General features: G+C 53.8%; 13 protein-coding genes. 5 read left to right on the top strand and 8 right to left on the bottom strand.

Annotated elements, in window-relative coordinates:
* Positions 1-108: 108 nt before the first annotated feature.
* From FJ147_20805 to FJ147_20775, 7 genes are all read right to left on the bottom strand, one after another.
* The gene (locus FJ147_20805) at positions 109-453 is read right to left on the bottom strand and encodes a Uma2 family endonuclease (protein ID MBM4258323.1); all 345 of its coding nucleotides are present in this window, start codon (positions 451-453) and stop codon (positions 109-111) included.
* 191 nt (positions 454-644) lie between these two features.
* Positions 645-1,754: an S-(hydroxymethyl)glutathione dehydrogenase/class III alcohol dehydrogenase gene (locus tag FJ147_20800; protein ID MBM4258322.1), complete on the bottom strand. Its 1,110-nt coding sequence runs from the start codon at positions 1,752-1,754 to the stop codon at positions 645-647.
* Between the two features lie 173 nt (positions 1,755-1,927).
* On the bottom strand, positions 1,928-4,573 hold the full coding sequence (locus FJ147_20795; GenBank protein ID MBM4258321.1) for a VWA domain-containing protein: 2,646 nt from the start codon (positions 4,571-4,573) through the stop codon (positions 1,928-1,930).
* A complete protein-coding gene (locus tag FJ147_20790; GenBank protein MBM4258320.1) occupies positions 4,570-6,453 on the bottom strand; it encodes a VWA domain-containing protein in 1,884 nt (627 codons plus the stop codon). Before FJ147_20790 ends, FJ147_20795 begins: the two co-directional genes overlap by 4 nt.
* A gap of 8 nt (positions 6,454-6,461) precedes the next feature.
* Complete coding sequence (locus FJ147_20785) at positions 6,462-7,370, bottom strand: DUF58 domain-containing protein (protein ID MBM4258319.1); 909 nt, start codon at positions 7,368-7,370, stop codon at positions 6,462-6,464.
* 12 nt (positions 7,371-7,382) lie between these two features.
* The gene (locus FJ147_20780; protein ID MBM4258318.1) at positions 7,383-8,432 is read right to left on the bottom strand and encodes an AAA family ATPase; all 1,050 of its coding nucleotides are present in this window, start codon (positions 8,430-8,432) and stop codon (positions 7,383-7,385) included.
* Entirely contained in the window at positions 8,429-9,883 is a 1,455-nt protein-coding gene (locus FJ147_20775) for a hypothetical protein (protein MBM4258317.1), read from the bottom strand. Before FJ147_20775 ends, FJ147_20780 begins: the two co-directional genes overlap by 4 nt.
* 138 nt (positions 9,884-10,021) lie before the next feature.
* Between FJ147_20775 and FJ147_20770 the strand changes: the two genes are divergently transcribed.
* Positions 10,022-10,942 (top strand): MBL fold metallo-hydrolase, encoded by a 921-nt coding sequence (locus FJ147_20770; protein ID MBM4258316.1) that lies wholly within the window; start codon positions 10,022-10,024, stop codon positions 10,940-10,942.
* Between the two features lie 12 nt (positions 10,943-10,954).
* Positions 10,955-12,382 carry an aminotransferase class V-fold PLP-dependent enzyme gene (locus tag FJ147_20765; GenBank protein ID MBM4258315.1) on the top strand — a complete coding sequence of 476 codons (1,428 nt, stop codon included), beginning with the start codon at positions 10,955-10,957 and terminating at the stop codon, positions 12,380-12,382.
* A gap of 40 nt (positions 12,383-12,422) precedes the next feature.
* On the opposite strand, the gene FJ147_20760 is transcribed toward FJ147_20765, so the two are convergent.
* Entirely contained in the window at positions 12,423-13,028 is a 606-nt protein-coding gene (locus FJ147_20760; protein ID MBM4258314.1) for a VOC family protein, read from the bottom strand.
* On the opposite strand from FJ147_20760, the gene FJ147_20755 reads away from it, so the two are divergent.
* The 3 genes from FJ147_20755 (at position 13,027) to FJ147_20745 (ending at position 17,122) form a co-directional block, all read left to right on the top strand.
* Complete coding sequence (locus FJ147_20755; protein ID MBM4258313.1) at positions 13,027-13,425, top strand: RidA family protein; 399 nt, start codon at positions 13,027-13,029, stop codon at positions 13,423-13,425. The genes FJ147_20760 and FJ147_20755 overlap by 2 nt on opposite strands.
* Positions 13,426-13,633: 208 nt before the next feature.
* On the top strand, positions 13,634-15,652 hold the full coding sequence (locus tag FJ147_20750; GenBank protein MBM4258312.1) for an FAD-dependent oxidoreductase: 2,019 nt from the start codon (positions 13,634-13,636) through the stop codon (positions 15,650-15,652).
* A 216-nt stretch (positions 15,653-15,868) separates the two neighbouring features.
* The gene (locus FJ147_20745) at positions 15,869-17,122 is read left to right on the top strand and encodes an MFS transporter (protein ID MBM4258311.1); all 1,254 of its coding nucleotides are present in this window, start codon (positions 15,869-15,871) and stop codon (positions 17,120-17,122) included.
* The last annotated feature ends 212 nt before the right edge of the window (positions 17,123-17,334 follow it).

Here is a 17,334-nt window from a genome sequence, read left to right as displayed (position 1 = left end):
CAAAGGCCTACAGGTCTCCGACGATGAGTTTCAAGCGCTCAATATCAAACCCGGTAAGTTTCATGGCGATTGGAACTATACGCTTCTTCCTCGCTCTTAATCGGTAACTTAATTCTTGCCCATGCCTAACTCGATGATAACATCCGGCCCTTTGCCTTCTTCCCATACCACCCAGCTCTTCCGTTCTCCTTTGGGAACACCAAGAACAGCGAAGAAATCCGGTCCACGAAAATCCTGATGCCGTACCTGCGCCAGGCTAAAGTACAAGAACATATTGCCACCAGCGTATCCATCCGAACGTTGATCCAGCCAGGGGTGGAGGGTTTCGAGGAGCAAGAACATTTGCTGGCGGTGACGAGCAGTTTCCATCGGCTCTCCATCATCGCATGGGAGTTCGTCCTGAGTGGGTGGTAGCGCAATACCAACAGGTTCAATCTGTAGGTTTTCTTGCATGGGATGTACCCCTGAAAAGTACCTGCTTTGGAGTCTAGGCGTCGAAGATTACCTTGTCTACGCTTACAGAAAGAAGCCGGAAAAACGAAAGGGAAGAGCCACGAAAAGGAAAAGCTCAGAAAGACGTATGCTCATTTCCCCTCTAGCCTACGGCCTGCAGCCGTTCTTCTCGTGATTCCCCCTTTCGTCGGCTAATACGTCACCACCGCCCGAATCGACTTCCCCGCGTGCATCAGATCAAAGCCTTCGTTGATACGATCAAGCGGCAGCACGTGGGTAATCAGATCGTCGATATTGATCTTCTTGTTCATGTACCAGTCAACAATCTTGGGCACGTCAGTACGACCACGCGCACCACCAAAGGCAGTGCCTTTCCACACACGACCTGTGACAAGTTGAAACGGTCTGGTGGAGATTTCTTGTCCAGATCCAGCAACACCGATAATCACACTCACGCCCCAGCCACGATGGCAGCATTCCAACGCCTGACGCATCAACTGCACATTGCCAACGCACTCGAAACTGTAATCCGCGCCACCGCCAGTCAGATCGACCAGATACGGCACCAGATCACCTTGCACTTCTTTGGGATTCACGAAGTGCGTCATACCAAATTTTTCAGCTAACACCTTCCGGTTCGGATTGATATCGACACCAACGATCATATTAGCGCCAGCCATACGCGCGCCTTGGATGACGTTGAGGCCGATACCACCAAGGCCGAATATGACAACGTTAGCTCCTGGCTCTACTTTGGCGGTGTTGATAACAGCACCGATACCAGTTGTGACCCCACAGCCGATGTAACAGACTTTGTCGAACGGCGCGTCTTCCCGAATCTTGGCTACGGCGATCTCAGGCAGGACGGTAAAATTGGAAAAGGTTGAACAGCCCATATAGTGATAAATGGTTTCTTTGCCTAACGAGAAACGACTGGTGCTGTCGGGCATCAGTCCTTTGCCTTGGGTAGCACGGATAGCAGTGCACAAGTTCGTCTTGCGGCTCAGGCAGGATTTACACTGGCGACACTCAGGCGTGTACAAGGGAATGACGTGGTCGCCCTTTTTTACGCTGGTCACGCCTGGACCAACATCAACCACAATCCCAGCGCCCTCATGACCAAGAATTGCAGGAAAGATTCCCTCGGGATCACCACCAGAGAGGGTAAACTCGTCAGTGTGACAGATGCCAGTCGCTTTGATTTCGACCAACACTTCACCTGCTTTTGGGCCATCTAACTGCACGGTCTCGATCGTTAAAGGCGTACCAGCCTTATGCGCTACCGCTGCACGTACATTCATCGCATTCCTCCACAAGGCTTTTTTTAGGACAGAATCATCTCTCAGGGGCACAAACAAATCAATACAAGCATGACAATTGCGGTGTGTACGAAAGCACCGACAGCGGCCCCCACGATGAGCCCAGCAAGGCTTCCCAACAGGTGCGGCACGTCTGCGTATTGGCGGTGACTTTCCTAGGCCTGCGGTCCGAACAACACACGCAGTGCGATGTCACCGAAGAGCAGGAACAGCGCCGCAATCATGAGGGGGTTCTCTAAAGAATGAATCAGTGTCTTCTGACCTTCGCGCTTTTGCGACACGAGCGCATTCAGATCTGGGTCGATACTCCCGCCAGTTCCTTCGGCCAATTCCCGCAACAGAGCACGATTCGGCTCTTGTTGGCGGTATTCATCAAGCACTTCTCCCGGTGCTTGTCCGACCATAACCGTTTCATTCTTTTGATTCACGACTTTGCCGTTTTTGCGCTTGAGCAAAGTCACTTGTAGATTGCCTTGCCGTTTACGAGGCAATACCGCTTCATAGACACGCGGAGCAACCGGAAATAATGAGACCTCGTCAGTTTGGCTTCCGCGCGGTAACCGCGCGAGCAGGAAACTATCCTCTTCGTTGTCATAGGACTCGGCTTGGAGGATCGTACGCTCACCACGTCGGCGCGCACTAATACGATAATCCCACGGCGTTTCGTCACGAATCGCCCAGCGCACCGCTTGTGACCAAAATTTCCCGAACCCTTCCCAGCGAATCCAATCCGCCGAACCACTGCCACTCGGATCGAACGTCACAGCGACAACTTTCCCTAAGCCATACTGCCAGGTGGCTAGCAGTGGATCGTGTTCAGTATGCACATCGGTATATAACTGAACGTCCGCCCCGTCTTTGAGCTTAGTCAGCATATACTCATCAAGCGAAGGGAAGTCGCTTAATCCTTGCAATACCTGACCACGTTCACCAACTCGTGGAACGATCTCCTTCGGACTATCCTTGTCGTCGTCCTTTTCTCGCATCGCCTGACGGGTGTCTTTGATGAGCAACTGCGGCAGCATCTCGACATCCGCAACATGATAAAAGCGCCCGCCGGTTTTTTCCGACATAAAGGAGAGGAGTTGCAAGTTCACGGTGTCATCCCCAATACGAATAGTCGTAATGGTAATCTGACGCTGAGCGATCGTGGCAACGAGCGGATAGTGATCCGTGGCCGAACGATTGGAATCACCATCCGTGAGAAGAATGATATGGCGAATCGCGCCACGCATCTGCCCAAGCTGATCTGCTGCTGTCTCTAGCGCATTGTAAAAGTCCGTGCCCCCGCCATACTGTAAGCGACTAATTTTACTTACAAGATCAGCCCGGTTTTCTGTCAGCCGGGTAAGGGGAGAGAGCGTGTAGGGTTCTGAGTCGAAGGCAATGGCTCCAGCGTAATCGGTATCCTGGAGTTGGCCGAGCAGTTCGACTGCGGCTTTCTGGGCATAGTGCATCTTCTGCCCGTCATGCAAGCCGCGGACTTTGCTGTTGTACCCCATGCTGTTCGAGCGATCGATAATCACAAACAGCGCGATCGGCGTTCGCTTCTTTTTCTTTGGGCGCTGCTCACGGAAAGTGATCGGCAGCACCCGCTCGATAATCGAGTGTTGGTAGCTGAGATCACCAAACGCGCGCATCCCTCCAGCCATCAAGAACCCACCGCCAAAGTCGCGGACATAGTTTTCAATGACGGTCATTTGTTGGGCAGAGATGCCACCACGGCTCACGTCATCAAACACCAGACAGTTGTAATCAAGCAAGTCCGACAGCTGGGTGGGAATGCCTTCTGGACGACGAAACTCGACCTCAACCTCTTTCAGTTTGAGCGCCCGCGCCAGATGCGTTTTGGGATTGTCAGTAATCACGAGGGCCCGTACTTTGCCGGTTACAGCCAGTGCCGCTTGCTGATGATTGTTCCCAGGGATCGTGTCTGGCGTGGCCGTCATCTCAGCCCGTAACAGATAGTTGCCCTTCTGTGAAATCTGCGCGGGGATTTCGAGCACCGAGAGCCCTGGTGAAATCGTCAGTTCCTGACGGGTGAGCGATTGATCATTGGCGAGGACCGATACCCTTCCACGGACTGCTTTGTCGTTGCCGTTGCGCACGACTAATCGCAGGCTAAACGCACTCCCTTCGCGGACCAGAGGTGGCGCGATAAACTTCTCTAGTGATACCTCCGGATGTTGTCCCGACGGCGGGATGACCGGAAAGATTTTGATGCCCATCTGTTTCGCCAGCGCGATATTGCGCTTACTGGCCGTACCAGTCTCGTTCCCATCGGTAAGCAGGACGAGTCGTTTTTCGCCGCCTTCTGGATACAAGGCGAAGGCCCGTTCTAGTGCTCTGGCCAGGTTGGTGCCTCCACCTTGTCCAGCGGGAAGAGGAGCAAAGTTCTGAGGTGGAAACTGCACCGCATTTATCGGTCCGGGAGGAACAAGCAATGTCGTGTCAGTGGCAAACGTCAAGGCAGAGAATTCGTCATCCGGTCCCAGCATCGGAGTGAGACGATCCAGATACCCCTTCATCCAGGTCCGCCCTTCAGCAGCGATGCTATCGGACACGTCAACGGCAGCAACCAACGAAAGCTTATGTTCAGGCAAGGTCGTTTGCGTGCTGAGGCCGGCAAGCGCAGCCGTTACCAGCACCGCAGCCAACGTGCGTAACAGTGAGGCACTCAACAGCAAACCACGTCGTTTCTGCCACCAGAGCGGTATCCATAACAACGGCAACAGCCAGAGCAGTCGTAACCATTCTGGCTGCAGTATGGTGTAGGTTGTGCCAAAGAGTTCGTAGGTCATGCTCTACTCGTGCGATAATAGCGCCATAATGAATACAGCCATTCAAGCAAAATCAAACTCACTGCTCCATAATACAGCGTCCGTCCGAATTCTACCGGTACGGATTGCGTCAATTCTTGCGGTGCCTTGGCGGCAACTTGTGTCATCGTGACAGGCTGACTGTTCTCCTCGCGCCGACCAATATCCGACTCCGGTTCATCGAACAAGTTGGCATAGAGGGTTCCCCGATAACGACTCCCGGTGAGGCGATACTCTCCAACGCGGTCGATTTCGACCACATCCGTCTCAATCTTTTGCTCTTCACCTTGCGGGGAAAGGAGACGTAGGGAATCCGGCCCTGCACCTGGAGGCAAGAAAAAGGCTTCACCGGTCGGCACGAGCGTCGGTGTCGTCGGATCAGCAGGCGAAAGCCAGCGCATCGTGTTGAGGAACAGCAAAAGGAGGGTCATGTTATCCGAATTGGTCAGATTTCCTTTCCCTAAATCGAAGGCAAAACACGCCACGCGATGACCATCTTTTTCTCCAGTGAACGCCAGCGGGACTTCGCTCGTCTTCGTGCGCGAAGAGATCAGCACTTGGGCCCACGAAGGTAACGCCAACACTCGCGCTTTCTTGAGCGGAAGGGCGTCAACATAGTGCAGATTACGCAGCATTTCGTGTTCTTCACGCCAATCAAGAATGCTCACATCCTCGGCTTCAGCAACGGCAGGAAAGAGTGGATTCTGTGGTTGAGGAAACACATACAAACTGTTCGCTGACACAGTGGCACTGGGAACAAATTGGTGGAACAGCACAACATCCTGGGGCCGGACTTCCGCTGGAGAGAACCGCTCGGGGGTCAGCACGGTAAGAATTAAGCCAGGGATCGCTTCACTCACCCGCGTAATCTCTTCCTGCAACCCTTTCACACCAGAAACTAAAACCAGGCGACGATCACGCAGCTCTGCCAACCATGCGAGGGCCTGGTTATCGATACGCAGCGCATCGTCAGTTTCGATCTGCGCGATAAGTTTCCCTGGCCCTTCAAAGCCTTTGACCGAGAACGAGGTCGCTTCGCGCGCCGGAAGCGTAAACTCACGGCGGAGCATTTGTTTCTCATTCAACCGCACGGTGAGGATGCCAGTCTTCGGGCGTGCGGCATAATTACGCACGACCACATAGGCCTGTGCCTGCGAATAGCTTTGGAACGGATTCTGGTGCAGATGTAGGGCGGCAACGCCAACGTTGTCATCAGTTTTGCCCACACGGTAATACGCAAGTTCTTTGAGCTTGTCGGCGGAAAGATTCAAGACGTTGGTCGGTTGGTCGGTAAACACATAAATCTGCCCTTGTCGTCCTTCCCGGTCGCGTTGAGCCAGGGCCAACTCGATGCCTAAGTCGAGATTGGTACCCGTATCTACGGGTTTGAGGGTTTCCAGTAAATGGAGAATCAACAGGTGATCCTTAGTGAGGCCGCTGACGACCAGTGGGCGGGTACTCACACTGATAAGCATGACCTCATCGAGAACATTGAATGATTGCACGACTTTTTTTGCTTGATCACGAGCAAGGTCAAACCGTTGCGTGCGTCCTTCCCGTGCCTGCATGCTCGCTGACGTGTCGATCACGAGAATGTGGCGGTTCCCTCGCGTCTCGGTCACGATTTGTGAGCGAAATGGATGGAGGACTCCGCCAATCAGGAGCGCTAACAACAGCGCTTGCAGTAAAAATAACAGACTAGGGGTGAAACGTCGCACTCGTGCTTTGTCTTCTTTGACGAGACTCCAGAAGAGCATGCTCGGCACTTCAATGCGCGTGCGCCAACGCTCTCGTAGATAAATGAGGACGAGAATCCCGAGAACGGCTAGTAACGGTAATGCGGCTGGATTAAGGATTCCCATAGTGCGATCTAGCGAAACGCCAGTAATCCGGCGCGTGTCAGTTCTTCACTAACGACGGTTGTCAGATTCGTATCTGTCGACACTTGTGCGTACAGGATTTGATGCTGATGGCAAAACTGCTGCAACGCGGTCAAGTGCGCCTGAAGGGCCCCTTGATACTGCTGTAGATGCGCCTTCGAGAGCGATATCCAGCGCTCTCGACCGTCTTCGACATCATATAATTTGCCACGGCGAAACAGTTTCTCTGGCGACAATTCCGCAGCTCCCAGCACGCGAATGACTTTGACCTCATAGCCACGTGCTTTCATCAGCAGCAGAGCTTCTTCATAGACTGGCGCTTCGAGCAAAAAGTCTGAGATGACGAACGCGACACCAGGTTCACGCGTTTGCTCGGCATACGCTCGTAAGGCCTCACGCAGATAGGTTTTGCCTTGCGGTACCAGCGTCGCCAGAAACGCCGGGAGGCGCGAGAAGTGGCTTCGGTGTCGCAGCACCGGGGCAACCCGGAAAGGGGGGTGGCCTTTGTCTGGAGCGGTCAGAACGACCAAACGGAGGGGGTCATTGTTGTTGACCACAACGTAACCAAGCGCCGTGGCAAGGTCAGAAGCAAAAGTAAACTTCTGATCCATGACCGGCGCGCCCATCGACGCGCTGCTATCGAGAAAGAGATAGTAGGGAATTTCCCGTTCGGCAGTAAACGTTCGCACCACTAACTGATTGAGACGACCGACTGCATTCCAATCAACATAACGGAAATCGTCCCCAGGCGTGTATTCCTTGTAGGATTCAAACTCGATCCCCCACGCTTGCGTACTGCGAGGAATCTGCGTTTCGCCTGGACGCAGTCCTCGTGCAGTCCGCACACGGACGCGCAAGCGATCAAGCTGACGAAGAAAAGTCGAATCGATGACACCCATGGGTACGTACGTTTACCGGCGAATTTTGCGAGCGGACTGCACGATCCGGGTCACAATGTCGTTAGGATCGATGTTCTCGGCTTCAGCTGCAAAGTTGAGGACTAACCGATGATTCAGGGTTGGCACCGCAAGACGATCGACGTCATCGTAGCTGACATTGGCCCGGCCATCGAGCAGCGCTAACACCTTTGCCCCAAGCATCAACGTCTGGCCGCCTCGCGGGCTTGAGCCAAAGCTCACATAGCGATTAACGAAATCATCTTTTGCCAGCGTTGTCTTGGCTGTGTCGCCAGTGCTGAGGTATTTCGCTCCTGCGGGAATAGTGGCATGGATCAGTGCTGAGATATATTCTTCGATGTGGGGAGCAACTAACACGTCGCGCACGAGTTGTCGTAAGCTGAGGATCTTTTCTGGCGCTTCAGCGTGCTCGAAGACGGGACGCAAATCCTCAGTCGTGTTGGTGGTCGTGGAGCCAATAATGCGCTGGATTTCCTGGTGCGTAGGATACGTTAAGCGTACCTTAAAGAAGAAACGGTCCAGTTGCGCCTCCGGTAACGGATACGTGCCTTCCATTTCGATCGGATTGAGTGTCGCCATGACAAAGAACGGTGGCGGCAAACGGTACGTTGCCCCTGCCACTGTAACCTGTTGTTCAGCCATTGCTTCAAGCAATGCCGCCTGAGTCTTTGGCGTCGACCGGTTAATTTCGTCGGCCAACAAGACATGTGCAAAGACCGGTCCTTCGACAAAGACGAAGTCACGCCGACCATCATCGCGATCCATCACCATGCGTGTACCGGTGATGTCCGCCGGCATCAGGTCGACCGTAAACTGAATGCGATTAAAGCTGAGGTTTAACACATCGGCGAGCGAGCGCACGATGAGCGTCTTGCCGGTCCCTGGAACACCTTCAATCAGCACGTGCCCACCAGCAAAGAAGGCGGTGAGAATATTGCGGATCAAATCGCCATGACCGACCACCACTTTGGCGAGTTCGTTTTCGATGCGGCGAAAGGTTTCCTGAAACTCATTGATCAGTTGGGTAGCTGGGGCTTCACTCACCGTGATTCTCCTCGGGTAAAGACACGTTTGACAATATCTTCATACTCAGCCGGAATACGCGATTTGCGGATGGTATCATCCAGAGACTGCTGCTGGCTCAGACCGCCGGTCGATTTCTCGATAATGCCACCTTCGTCTTTATCTTCTGTTTCTGACTCTTCACCTTTATGGGTTTTCTCATGGGTGGTTTCGAGCGCAAGTTGGAAACTTTTTGAGCCATCATTCAAGATCGACTGCTCTCCATAGAGACGTGGGTCAGTGCCACTCCCAGCCCCTGGACCACCCGCCCCCGCTTCTCCACCACTACTCGGCATTTGTGGGCTATCAGGACTCGGCTGGAAGGCTCCCTTGGGGGGTTTGCGATCGAGTTGTGCACGTTCGAGCTGTTGGATGCCGCTGCCTTGCGCTGGGGTTTGCGTCCCACTGCCGATATTTGTCGGATTGCCGCCTTTCTTGTCATTCCCTTGTCCACGCCGATTGCCTTGGATCTGTTGTTCAGTCGTGCCAGGAGGGAGATTTTTCGCCTCAGTCACGGCATCTGGCGTCTTTGTCTTGTCTGACGGCTTGAGAGCAAGGCGACGATCCTCTTTCCCCGGCGTACCTTCCTTTTGCTCCTGCGGCTTCGGAGCCTTGTCCGGCAACCCCTGGAGCGCCTGACGAATCTTTTGTTGGAGAGCCTCAGGCAGCGAGGCAAGCGAACGTGCCTCTTGCGGACGGGTTTCCCCCGGTGGAGCCTCTTCTAACCGCATTGCGCCCGGCGGAGGTTGTTCTTGATTATAGAGACTACTTTTCCCCCACTGGTCCGACGGCTCCGGCAGCAGGGACATCTGCCGCTCGAACGCTTGCGTGGCGCGTTCCGGTAATTCTCCGAGCACTTGTTGTAGATTGTCGAGCGAAAACGGCGAGGCATCTGAGCGTGAGGACATCAGTGGCACCGCCAGAATGAAGAGCGCAATAAGAGAGGCGAGGAAAAACGGGAGGATATGCCAGGGAATACGGTGAGGGAGGACCTGTTTGGTGGTCCAATGGGAAAGTAATGTGGTGTTTTCTCGTAGCAGATGCGGCCAGAGCTGCGATGGCTGTGGCTTCCCGATCACCCCAGAGGTCAGTTGCGCAACCAGGGTCGAGAAACGTTCCTTCAATGCGAGCTTCGTATCAATATGCCGCGCGGCAAGATTCAGGTCGAGCCACTCACTGACTGTCCGTCGCAGAAAAAACAACAACGCAAAGACTAACGCCAACAGAACTGGCCAGGAGAAGACAGTAAACCAGAGTGGCGGCAGAGAGAATGCGCAGACAATCAATAGTGCAACGCCAAGCGCAATGATCGTCCCAGAGATGTAGAAGTTCCGTTGCAGGCCATACCAATTGATGCGCGAGCGCACACGGCGTAGCCGTTCTTCGACCTCGGCCAACGCAACCCGTTCCTCTGTTCCTGGAACACCGACCATGGTGTGGGGCTCCTCTCGTGTAGTCCGGCGAACATAGTAAAGTGGCCTGATAAGGTCAACTCTGGCAGGACATGGGGTGTCTAACAAAACCCCACCACCCGTGATAGAGCGAACGCAACGTTTATCGGGGAGGGACGTATGCAGTGTATTTGGCTCGTGCTCACGTTGTGGCTGTCGATCGGATCCGTCGCTCATGCACAACAACAAGATTTCTCGAAAATCGATGTCAAAGGCAGCAAAGTCAATGGCAACGTATACATGTTGCAAGCCGACCCAGGTAGCGGCAATATCGGAGCGTCAGTCGGCCCAGATGGCATTTTGATCGTCGATGATCAGTTTGTTCCGCTTGCAGATAAGATCCGCGCTGCACTGAAAGAAGCCGGTGGCGGCCCGTTGAAGTTCGTGCTCAACACCCATTGGCATTATGACCATGTTGATGGCAACAAGGTGTTTGGGCGGGAAGCACCAATTATTGCCCATACAAATGTGCGGAAACGGCTCACCACAGATCAGACGCTCATGGGCCGGGCATTTCCAGCAGAGCCCAAAGAAGCCTGGCCGGTCATTACGTTTGATCAGTCGCTTTCCATTCATTTCAATGGCGAGGAAATTAAAGTCTTTCATATGTTCCCAGGTCACACTGATGGTGACAGTGTTGTCTTTTTCACCGGCTCAAAAGTGGTCCATATGGGCGATCAATTCATTGCTGGCGGCTTTCCGTTCATCGATTGGGGCAGTGGTGGTGATGTCGAGGGGTTTGCGAAGAACGTGGAAACTGTGTTGGCGCAAATTTCGCCCGATACGAAGGTCATTCCTGGGCATGGCCCACTCTCAACGTACGACGACCTGAAAGCCTATCACCGCATGCTGCTCGCAACGATTGACTCCGTACGTAAGCAAATGGCCGCAGGCAAAAGTCTTGATGCTATCAAAGCTGAAGGATTTTCTGCTGAATGGAAACCGTTTGGCGCAGGATTCATTAAAGCTGATATGTGGATTGAAGCAATTCATACGGGACTGTCGAAGAAAAAGGCTCCGGCAACGTCACAACGAAAATGATGAGGTGTGAGTATGGAGAACCCCGACCTCACCTTAGAGCTTACCCCAGACGAGATGCGACACCTCGTCACACAAGCGATGGCGTACATCGTTCCTCACATCGAGTCACTGCCACAACAACCAGCCATCAACATCGACCAGGGAAGAGACGTTGCGCAGCTCTTCGTGGAACCGCTACCAGAACAGGGACAAGCGTTTCCTCAGCTCTTGGAGTTGCTCTTTCAGCAGGCCATTCCGACCAGCTTCACCACGGCTGGGCCAGGATATTTAGGCTACATTCCCGGCGGCGGACTGTTTCACTCAGCAGTTGCTGAACTGATTACCAACGCCGTGAACCGCTACATGGGCATTTGGCTTGCCGCTCCAGGTCTCGCACAAATTGAAGCAACCGTCTTACGTTGGTTTTGCGATATTGTTGGTTATCCATCTACAGCGAAAGGGTTGCTGACGACCGGTGGATCGTTAGCCAATTTTTCTGCCGTGGTGACAGCACGGCGAGAACGATTACCGGAAAATTTTCTTGCCGGAACGATCTATGTATCCGATCAAACGCATCATTCGGTGCAGAAAGCTGCGTTGCTTGCAGGGTTTCCACCAGACAATGTTCGCTCGATTCCCTCGGACGAACGCTTTCGTATGCGCCTCGATCTGCTCGAACAACGCATTATTGAAGACCGAGAAGCCGAGCAGTTGCCGTTCATGATCGTTGGGAATGCGGGGACGACCAACACCGGAGCGATCGACGACCTGCAAGCGTTAGCGCATATCGCTCATCATGGGCGACTGTGGCTGCACGTCGATGCAGCATACGGCGGTTGCTTTCTCCTCACAGAACATGGTCGCGCAGCAATGAGGGGAATCGAGCAAGCCGATTCGGTCACGCTTGATCCGCACAAAGGGCTCTTCTTACCCTATGGGACGGGTTCACTGTTAGTGAAAGATGGGGCTGCCTTGAAACGTGCGCATGGCGTCTCAGCCGCGTATCTACCGTCGGTCGAAGATGAGGGAGATTTGGTAGATTTCTCCCAGATGTCACCAGAACTTTCACGCGAGGTCCGCGGCCTGCGGGTGTGGCTGCCAATCAAGATGCATGGCATTACGCCGTTCCGTCGCAACCTGGAAGAGAAGTTGCAGTTGACCCAATGGGCCACAGAAGAATTGCGCAAGATTCCTGGCATCGAAATCGTCGCTGAACCACAACTGTCGATTGTGGCGTTTCGCCTTGTCCGTCCTGGCTTGGATAACGAAGCGCTCAATCAACTGAGCAAGCAGGTATTGCAACAGATTAACGCCCGCAACCGCGTGCATCTCAGTGCCACGACGCTGAACGGCAACTTCGTGATTCGTATTTGCGTCCTATCATTCCGCACGCATCTCGATCGGGTGCAGATGTGCATCGAAGATATCCGCGAGGCGGTGAATACCTCGGACAGGCGATAGGCCACAGGGAAAAGCACCGCAGATCCCTGAAGCCTATAACCTATTTCTCCGCGGGCACCATCTCATCAATCTGGATGAGAATCCCATCGGGATCCTCTACGAACGCACTACGAATGGTTCCGGCTTTCGTTTTGCCTAACACATGCGGCGGAGCGATAAACTTCACGCCTTTGCCCTTTAGGTCTTCGTAGACTGAATCAAGTCCTTTGACCCAAAAGCCGACATGGGAAATGCCGATCTGATCGACTTTAATGCTCTTCCCAGTCGGCGCACCGTTGAGCGGTGCGATCAACACCACAATCGGGGCGTCTTCGTTCATGCCAAACGGTGTAGTGTTTGACTGACCGTACCGTAAAGTCACAAAGCGAAATTTGCGGTCGAGTCGTTCGTAGATGCCTTTCTGCTGCTCAGTGATTTCGCCCTCGGTTCCTTCCTGCGCAACCTGAAAACCCAAGAGATCGCGATAGAAATGTAACGAACGATCAAAGTCCGTCACACAGAATGCAACATGCGACATGCTTCGTGGAATCATAACCAGCCCTCCTTTGTGGCGTACTGTACTGCAACCTCGACAGAAAAGACAAGTAGAAAAGCTGGGCGCGGTTTGATACATGCCACACAGCGCAACAATGAAGGAGGAGCCCATGCCGAAACGTCAATCCATTGTTCCGAAAGAGATGCAGAACATTCATGAACGTTTTCGTTATTCACCGGGAGTGAAAGCTGGTCACATGTTGTACATTGCCGGACAGGTTGGCCGTGACGAGAACCTCAAAGTCGTTGAAGGAACCGAGGCGCAGTTTGTCCAGGCCTTTGAGAATGTCAAGAAAGTGCTCATCGCCGCAGGCGCCACGTTCGATGATGTCGTTGATATGATTACTTACCACACCGATATGCGTGACCTGCAGTTGTTCATGAAAGTGAAGGATCGCTATTTCACCAATCCAGATAGATTGCCCGCGTGGACTGGAATCGGCACGACAGCACTGGCGATGCCGGGGTTGATGGTGGAGATTAAGTGTGTGGCGATGTTGCCGGAGTGAAACAGAAAAAAGGATGGCCACTAGTTGGTCAACTTAATGCTGCGGAGGAGATTGTCGTCATGCCCGCGAAGGCGGGCATCCAGGAACCTCAAGCAGGAACCGCACGTTAACCTCCCTGGATTCCCGCCTTCGCGGGAATGACGTTCTCTGGCTATCCCACAAAACTTTCTTGACTGAGTCCTACACAATCTGTAGCGAGGAGAATGCCGTGCCCGATCTAAAACACGTCTGGACCCCACTAACCATCGGCACCACCACGGTTAAGCACCGCATCATGGTGACAGGTCACACGCAGTTGTATGGCAAAGACGAACTGATCAGTGACCGTCATATCGCCTACTATCGCGAACGTGCCAAAGGTGGGGCAGCACTGCTCACTTTAGAACAACAAGCAGTGCACCAGGCAGGGATGAATTATCATGCTGGCTGTATCGCCTGGGACCCACGTGTGATCCCACAGTACGAGAAACTGGCGAATGCCGTACATGAGTTTGGTTGCAAACAGTTTGTTCAGCTCTTCGCCAGTGGGGCGCAGGGCAAAGGAACGATGTACATCGACCGCTGGCGTCCACTGTGGGCGGCATCCCGTATTCCATCTGCGATCTACAACGAGACTCCGCTGGCGATGGAGCAAGTGCACATCGATCAAATGGTTGCACACTTTGGCCTTTCAGCACGCAATGCCAAACTCGCGGGCATGGATGGTGTTGAAGTCCATGCCGCGCATAGCCAGCTCATCGGTGAATTTTTGAGTCCAGCCTTTAACAAACGCACCGATCGCTACGGTGGGTCAGTCCGCAATCGCTGTCAGATCGTGCTTGAGATCGGTAAGGAAATACGTCGCCAGGTTGGCAACGATTACACTGTCGGCGTACGCTTGTCATTTGACGAGTTTCTCGGCGATTGCGGCATCACGCCAGAACAAACCAAGGAACAATTAGAGATTCTCGCCGCCAGTGGCTACTTCGACTTCTTCAACATTTCCGGGGGCGGCTACCATGCACTCCACGTGGCTGTCGCCCCGATGGGTAGTGTCGAAGAGGGATTCATGGCCTCCTTCGGCAAACGAGCAAAGGCGGTTGTCGGTGATCGCGCCAAGGTCTTTATCGTTGGTCGGATACTCGATGTCCGTAAGGCTGACCAGCTCCTGGCTGAGGGCGCGGCGGATATGGTGGCAATGACGCGCGCGCACATGGCCGATCCGTTCATTGTCAACAAAAGCCGTGAAGGACGCGAAGATGAAGTCACTCGCTGTGTCGGTGCCAATGTGTGTGTGAGTCGCTTGATCGACAATGTCGATGTGACCTGCGTCCTGAATCCTACGATGGGACGAGAGCAGTATTGGGGGGACGGGACGCTTGAAGCGGTTTCTCCTGAGGAGAGGCGCAAAGTTCTTATCGTCGGCGGTGGCCCAGCGGGGTTGAAGTGTGCCGCAATTGCAGCAAAACGGGGACATACAGTCACCCTGTATGAACAGTCGCACGAACTCGGGGGCCACCTCAACTTGCTCAAACGTTTGCCGACACGCCAGGGCTGGCAAGGTGCGATCGATAACCTCACGCGGCCACTCGCCAAAGCTGGAATTGAGGTTCGACTCGGAACGACAGTCACGACGACGATGTTGCTCCAAGAAAAGCCCGACGTGATTGTGTGCGCGACAGGGTCGAGTTATGACCGTACCGGCTACAGTCCCTATCGCCCAGAGCGCGACTCGATCCCTGGAGTAGAGCATCAGCATGTGGTTGATGTCGCCAACGCAACCCGGCGGGCACTGACGGACCCTCGCTCGCTCGGTACGCGAGTCCTCATTATCGACGAGACCGATAGTTATTTAGCTCTCGGATTGTCCGAGGTCTTGGCCAAAGCGGGGGTACAAGTCGAAGTCGTCACTCCACACCTGTTCGTCGGTGAGGACACATTAAAGACACTCGAAATGCCCCATCTCTTTCCGCGCCTCAAAGCTGCAGGGGTCAGACTCACTGCCCAACAATTTGTCGAGAAGATTGAAGGGCGCAGTGTAGAAATCTACGACATTTGGGGTGGTGAACGACGAACGCTCGAAGTCGATACCGTCGTCATCGCCATGATGCGGAGTCCCAACAATGCCCTGTTTCAAGAACTCCGCCATAGCTTTAAAAAAGAACTCTACCGTATTGGTGACGCCGTCGCCCCCCGCAAGCTAGAGGCAGTGATTTATGAGGGGGAGAAGATGGGGAGGGAACTCTAGGAAATGAAGAATTAAGGATGAAAAACTAAAAATTACCAAGACAACGCACACGTTTCTGAGGTCTGTCCCTTTTGTTTTCCCAATTTTTCATTTTTCGTTCTTCATTTTGCATTGTTTTCCAAGCTTTTCCCTTGACTCACCCCCCGTCTCAGTATCTACTGTCTCAAATTTGGCCTGGTCGGTTCTTATGCCACGCGCACAAATGAGGGAGGATCGATGGAGCAGCCGCAACCGAAGTTCTTCTATGGCTGGATGATTGTCTTTGCCGGATTGTTTCTCAGTCTGATTATGTTCGGCATTGTTGATGCCTTTGGCGTCATGTTTAAGCCGCTGGCTGAGCAATTTCAGTGGGGCCGCGATACGATCTCTGTCGCCTCAATGATTAACTGGATCTGCTTTGGGTTAGGCAATCTTGTCTGTGGTACGTTGAGCGACCGCTTTGGTTCACGTCGCTTGTTGATTGTTGGTGGTATTCTTTTCATCATCGGCACCTTGCTGATGAGCCAGATTCAATCACTCGTGCATCTCTATTTCGCCTTTGGCGTGGTCATGGCGATCGGACGTTCCGCCGCCGCCGTGCCACTGACGGCACTCATCACCAAATGGTTCACCCGCAACCAAGGTCTGGCGTTGGCGATCGCACAGTCACAGAATGTTGGTCCTGCCGTCTTCGCGCCATTGACGGTCTATCTCCTGTCACAAACTGACTGGCGTGGCGCCTATCTCTGGCTCGGCATCGGTGCGCTCCTCATCATTCCACTGGCCTTATTGATGCGCGATCATGAAGAAGGAGCTGCTGGAACCATCCAGGGGGGAAACGGACAACGACTGGCTGTGATGCCGCAAGTCCACCTCTCTTTGAGCGAAGCGATGCGCACACGCGCATTCTGGACGCTGAACATCATGGTGTTAGGGTGTTGCATCTGTCACTCCTGTATCCTCTTGCACGGTTTCAACCACATGACTGACGTTGGCCTGCAAGCGACGACTGCCTCACAGGTGGCCGCCGTGATGGCGATCTCCGGTATGGTGGGAAAGATTATGTGTGGCATGCTCGCGGATCGTATCGGTGGCAAATGGACCATGGCGATCTTCCTCACGCTCCAGGCAGTGGTGATTCCGATCTTTATCAACGCTCACGCGGTCCCGACTTTTTTCATGTGGGCTGTCATGTTCGGCCTTGGCTACGGCGGTCCCATGCCGGTCTATGCCATGCTCTTCCGTGAGTATTTCGGGACGCGTTCGATCGGGGCAATTCTTGGGGTGTTCTTTATGATCGCCGCGGTTGGCATGGGCTCTGGCGGGCTTATGGGTGGCGTGATGTACGACCACATGGGGAGTTACGCCATGCCGTTTTTCACCAGTACTGGCACTGGGCTGATCTCTGCATTCCTTGCGTTGACGCTACCTTCGGTGAAAAAACGAGAACAAGAAGTAGCAGCGCCACAGGTGGTGTTGCAAGCGAGTTAGGAAAATGTTCGCTTTGACTCCAGAGGAAATTTTGCTCCGCTCACCCTGAGCGGAGCGACGGGTCTCGCAGAGGGATTCCGCGCTGCACTGCTCAGAAACACACTCTCAGGCCGAGACGGGCTGGGGGAGGAGCGTGAACCCCAACCGGGCGGCGGTCCGTTTGAGGTGGCGAAGGGTGCGTTGACGCAGGTGTTCATCATAGGCTTCCCAGC

The organism is Deltaproteobacteria bacterium (assembly GCA_016874775.1).
Classification (GTDB): Bacteria; Desulfobacterota; Binatia; order Bin18; family Bin18; genus VGTJ01.
The sequence above is the reverse complement of the archived record's forward strand: the minus strand, read 5'-3'. Positions and strand labels throughout refer to the sequence as shown.

Excerpts from the sequence above, each read along its gene's own strand:
- FJ147_20785 (MBM4258319.1), bottom strand. The coding sequence starts at position 7,370 with ATGGGTGTCATCGATTCGACTTTTCTTCGTCAGCTTGATCGCTTGCGC.
- FJ147_20755 (MBM4258313.1), top strand. The coding sequence starts at position 13,027 with ATGCCGAAACGTCAATCCATTGTTCCGAAAGAGATGCAGAACATTCAT.
- FJ147_20775 (MBM4258317.1), bottom strand. The coding sequence starts at position 9,883 with ATGGTCGGTGTTCCAGGAACAGAGGAACGGGTTGCGTTGGCCGAGGTC.
- FJ147_20770 (MBM4258316.1), top strand. The coding sequence starts at position 10,022 with ATGCAGTGTATTTGGCTCGTGCTCACGTTGTGGCTGTCGATCGGATCC.
- FJ147_20745 (MBM4258311.1), top strand. The coding sequence starts at position 15,869 with ATGGAGCAGCCGCAACCGAAGTTCTTCTATGGCTGGATGATTGTCTTT.
- FJ147_20795 (MBM4258321.1), bottom strand. The coding sequence starts at position 4,573 with ATGACCTACGAACTCTTTGGCACAACCTACACCATACTGCAGCCAGAA.
- FJ147_20760 (MBM4258314.1), bottom strand. The coding sequence starts at position 13,028 with ATGGGCTCCTCCTTCATTGTTGCGCTGTGTGGCATGTATCAAACCGCG.
- FJ147_20805 (MBM4258323.1), bottom strand. The coding sequence starts at position 453 with ATGCAAGAAAACCTACAGATTGAACCTGTTGGTATTGCGCTACCACCC.
- FJ147_20765 (MBM4258315.1), top strand. The coding sequence starts at position 10,955 with ATGGAGAACCCCGACCTCACCTTAGAGCTTACCCCAGACGAGATGCGA.
- FJ147_20790 (MBM4258320.1), bottom strand. The coding sequence starts at position 6,453 with ATGGGAATCCTTAATCCAGCCGCATTACCGTTACTAGCCGTTCTCGGG.
- FJ147_20800 (MBM4258322.1), bottom strand. The coding sequence starts at position 1,754 with ATGAATGTACGTGCAGCGGTAGCGCATAAGGCTGGTACGCCTTTAACG.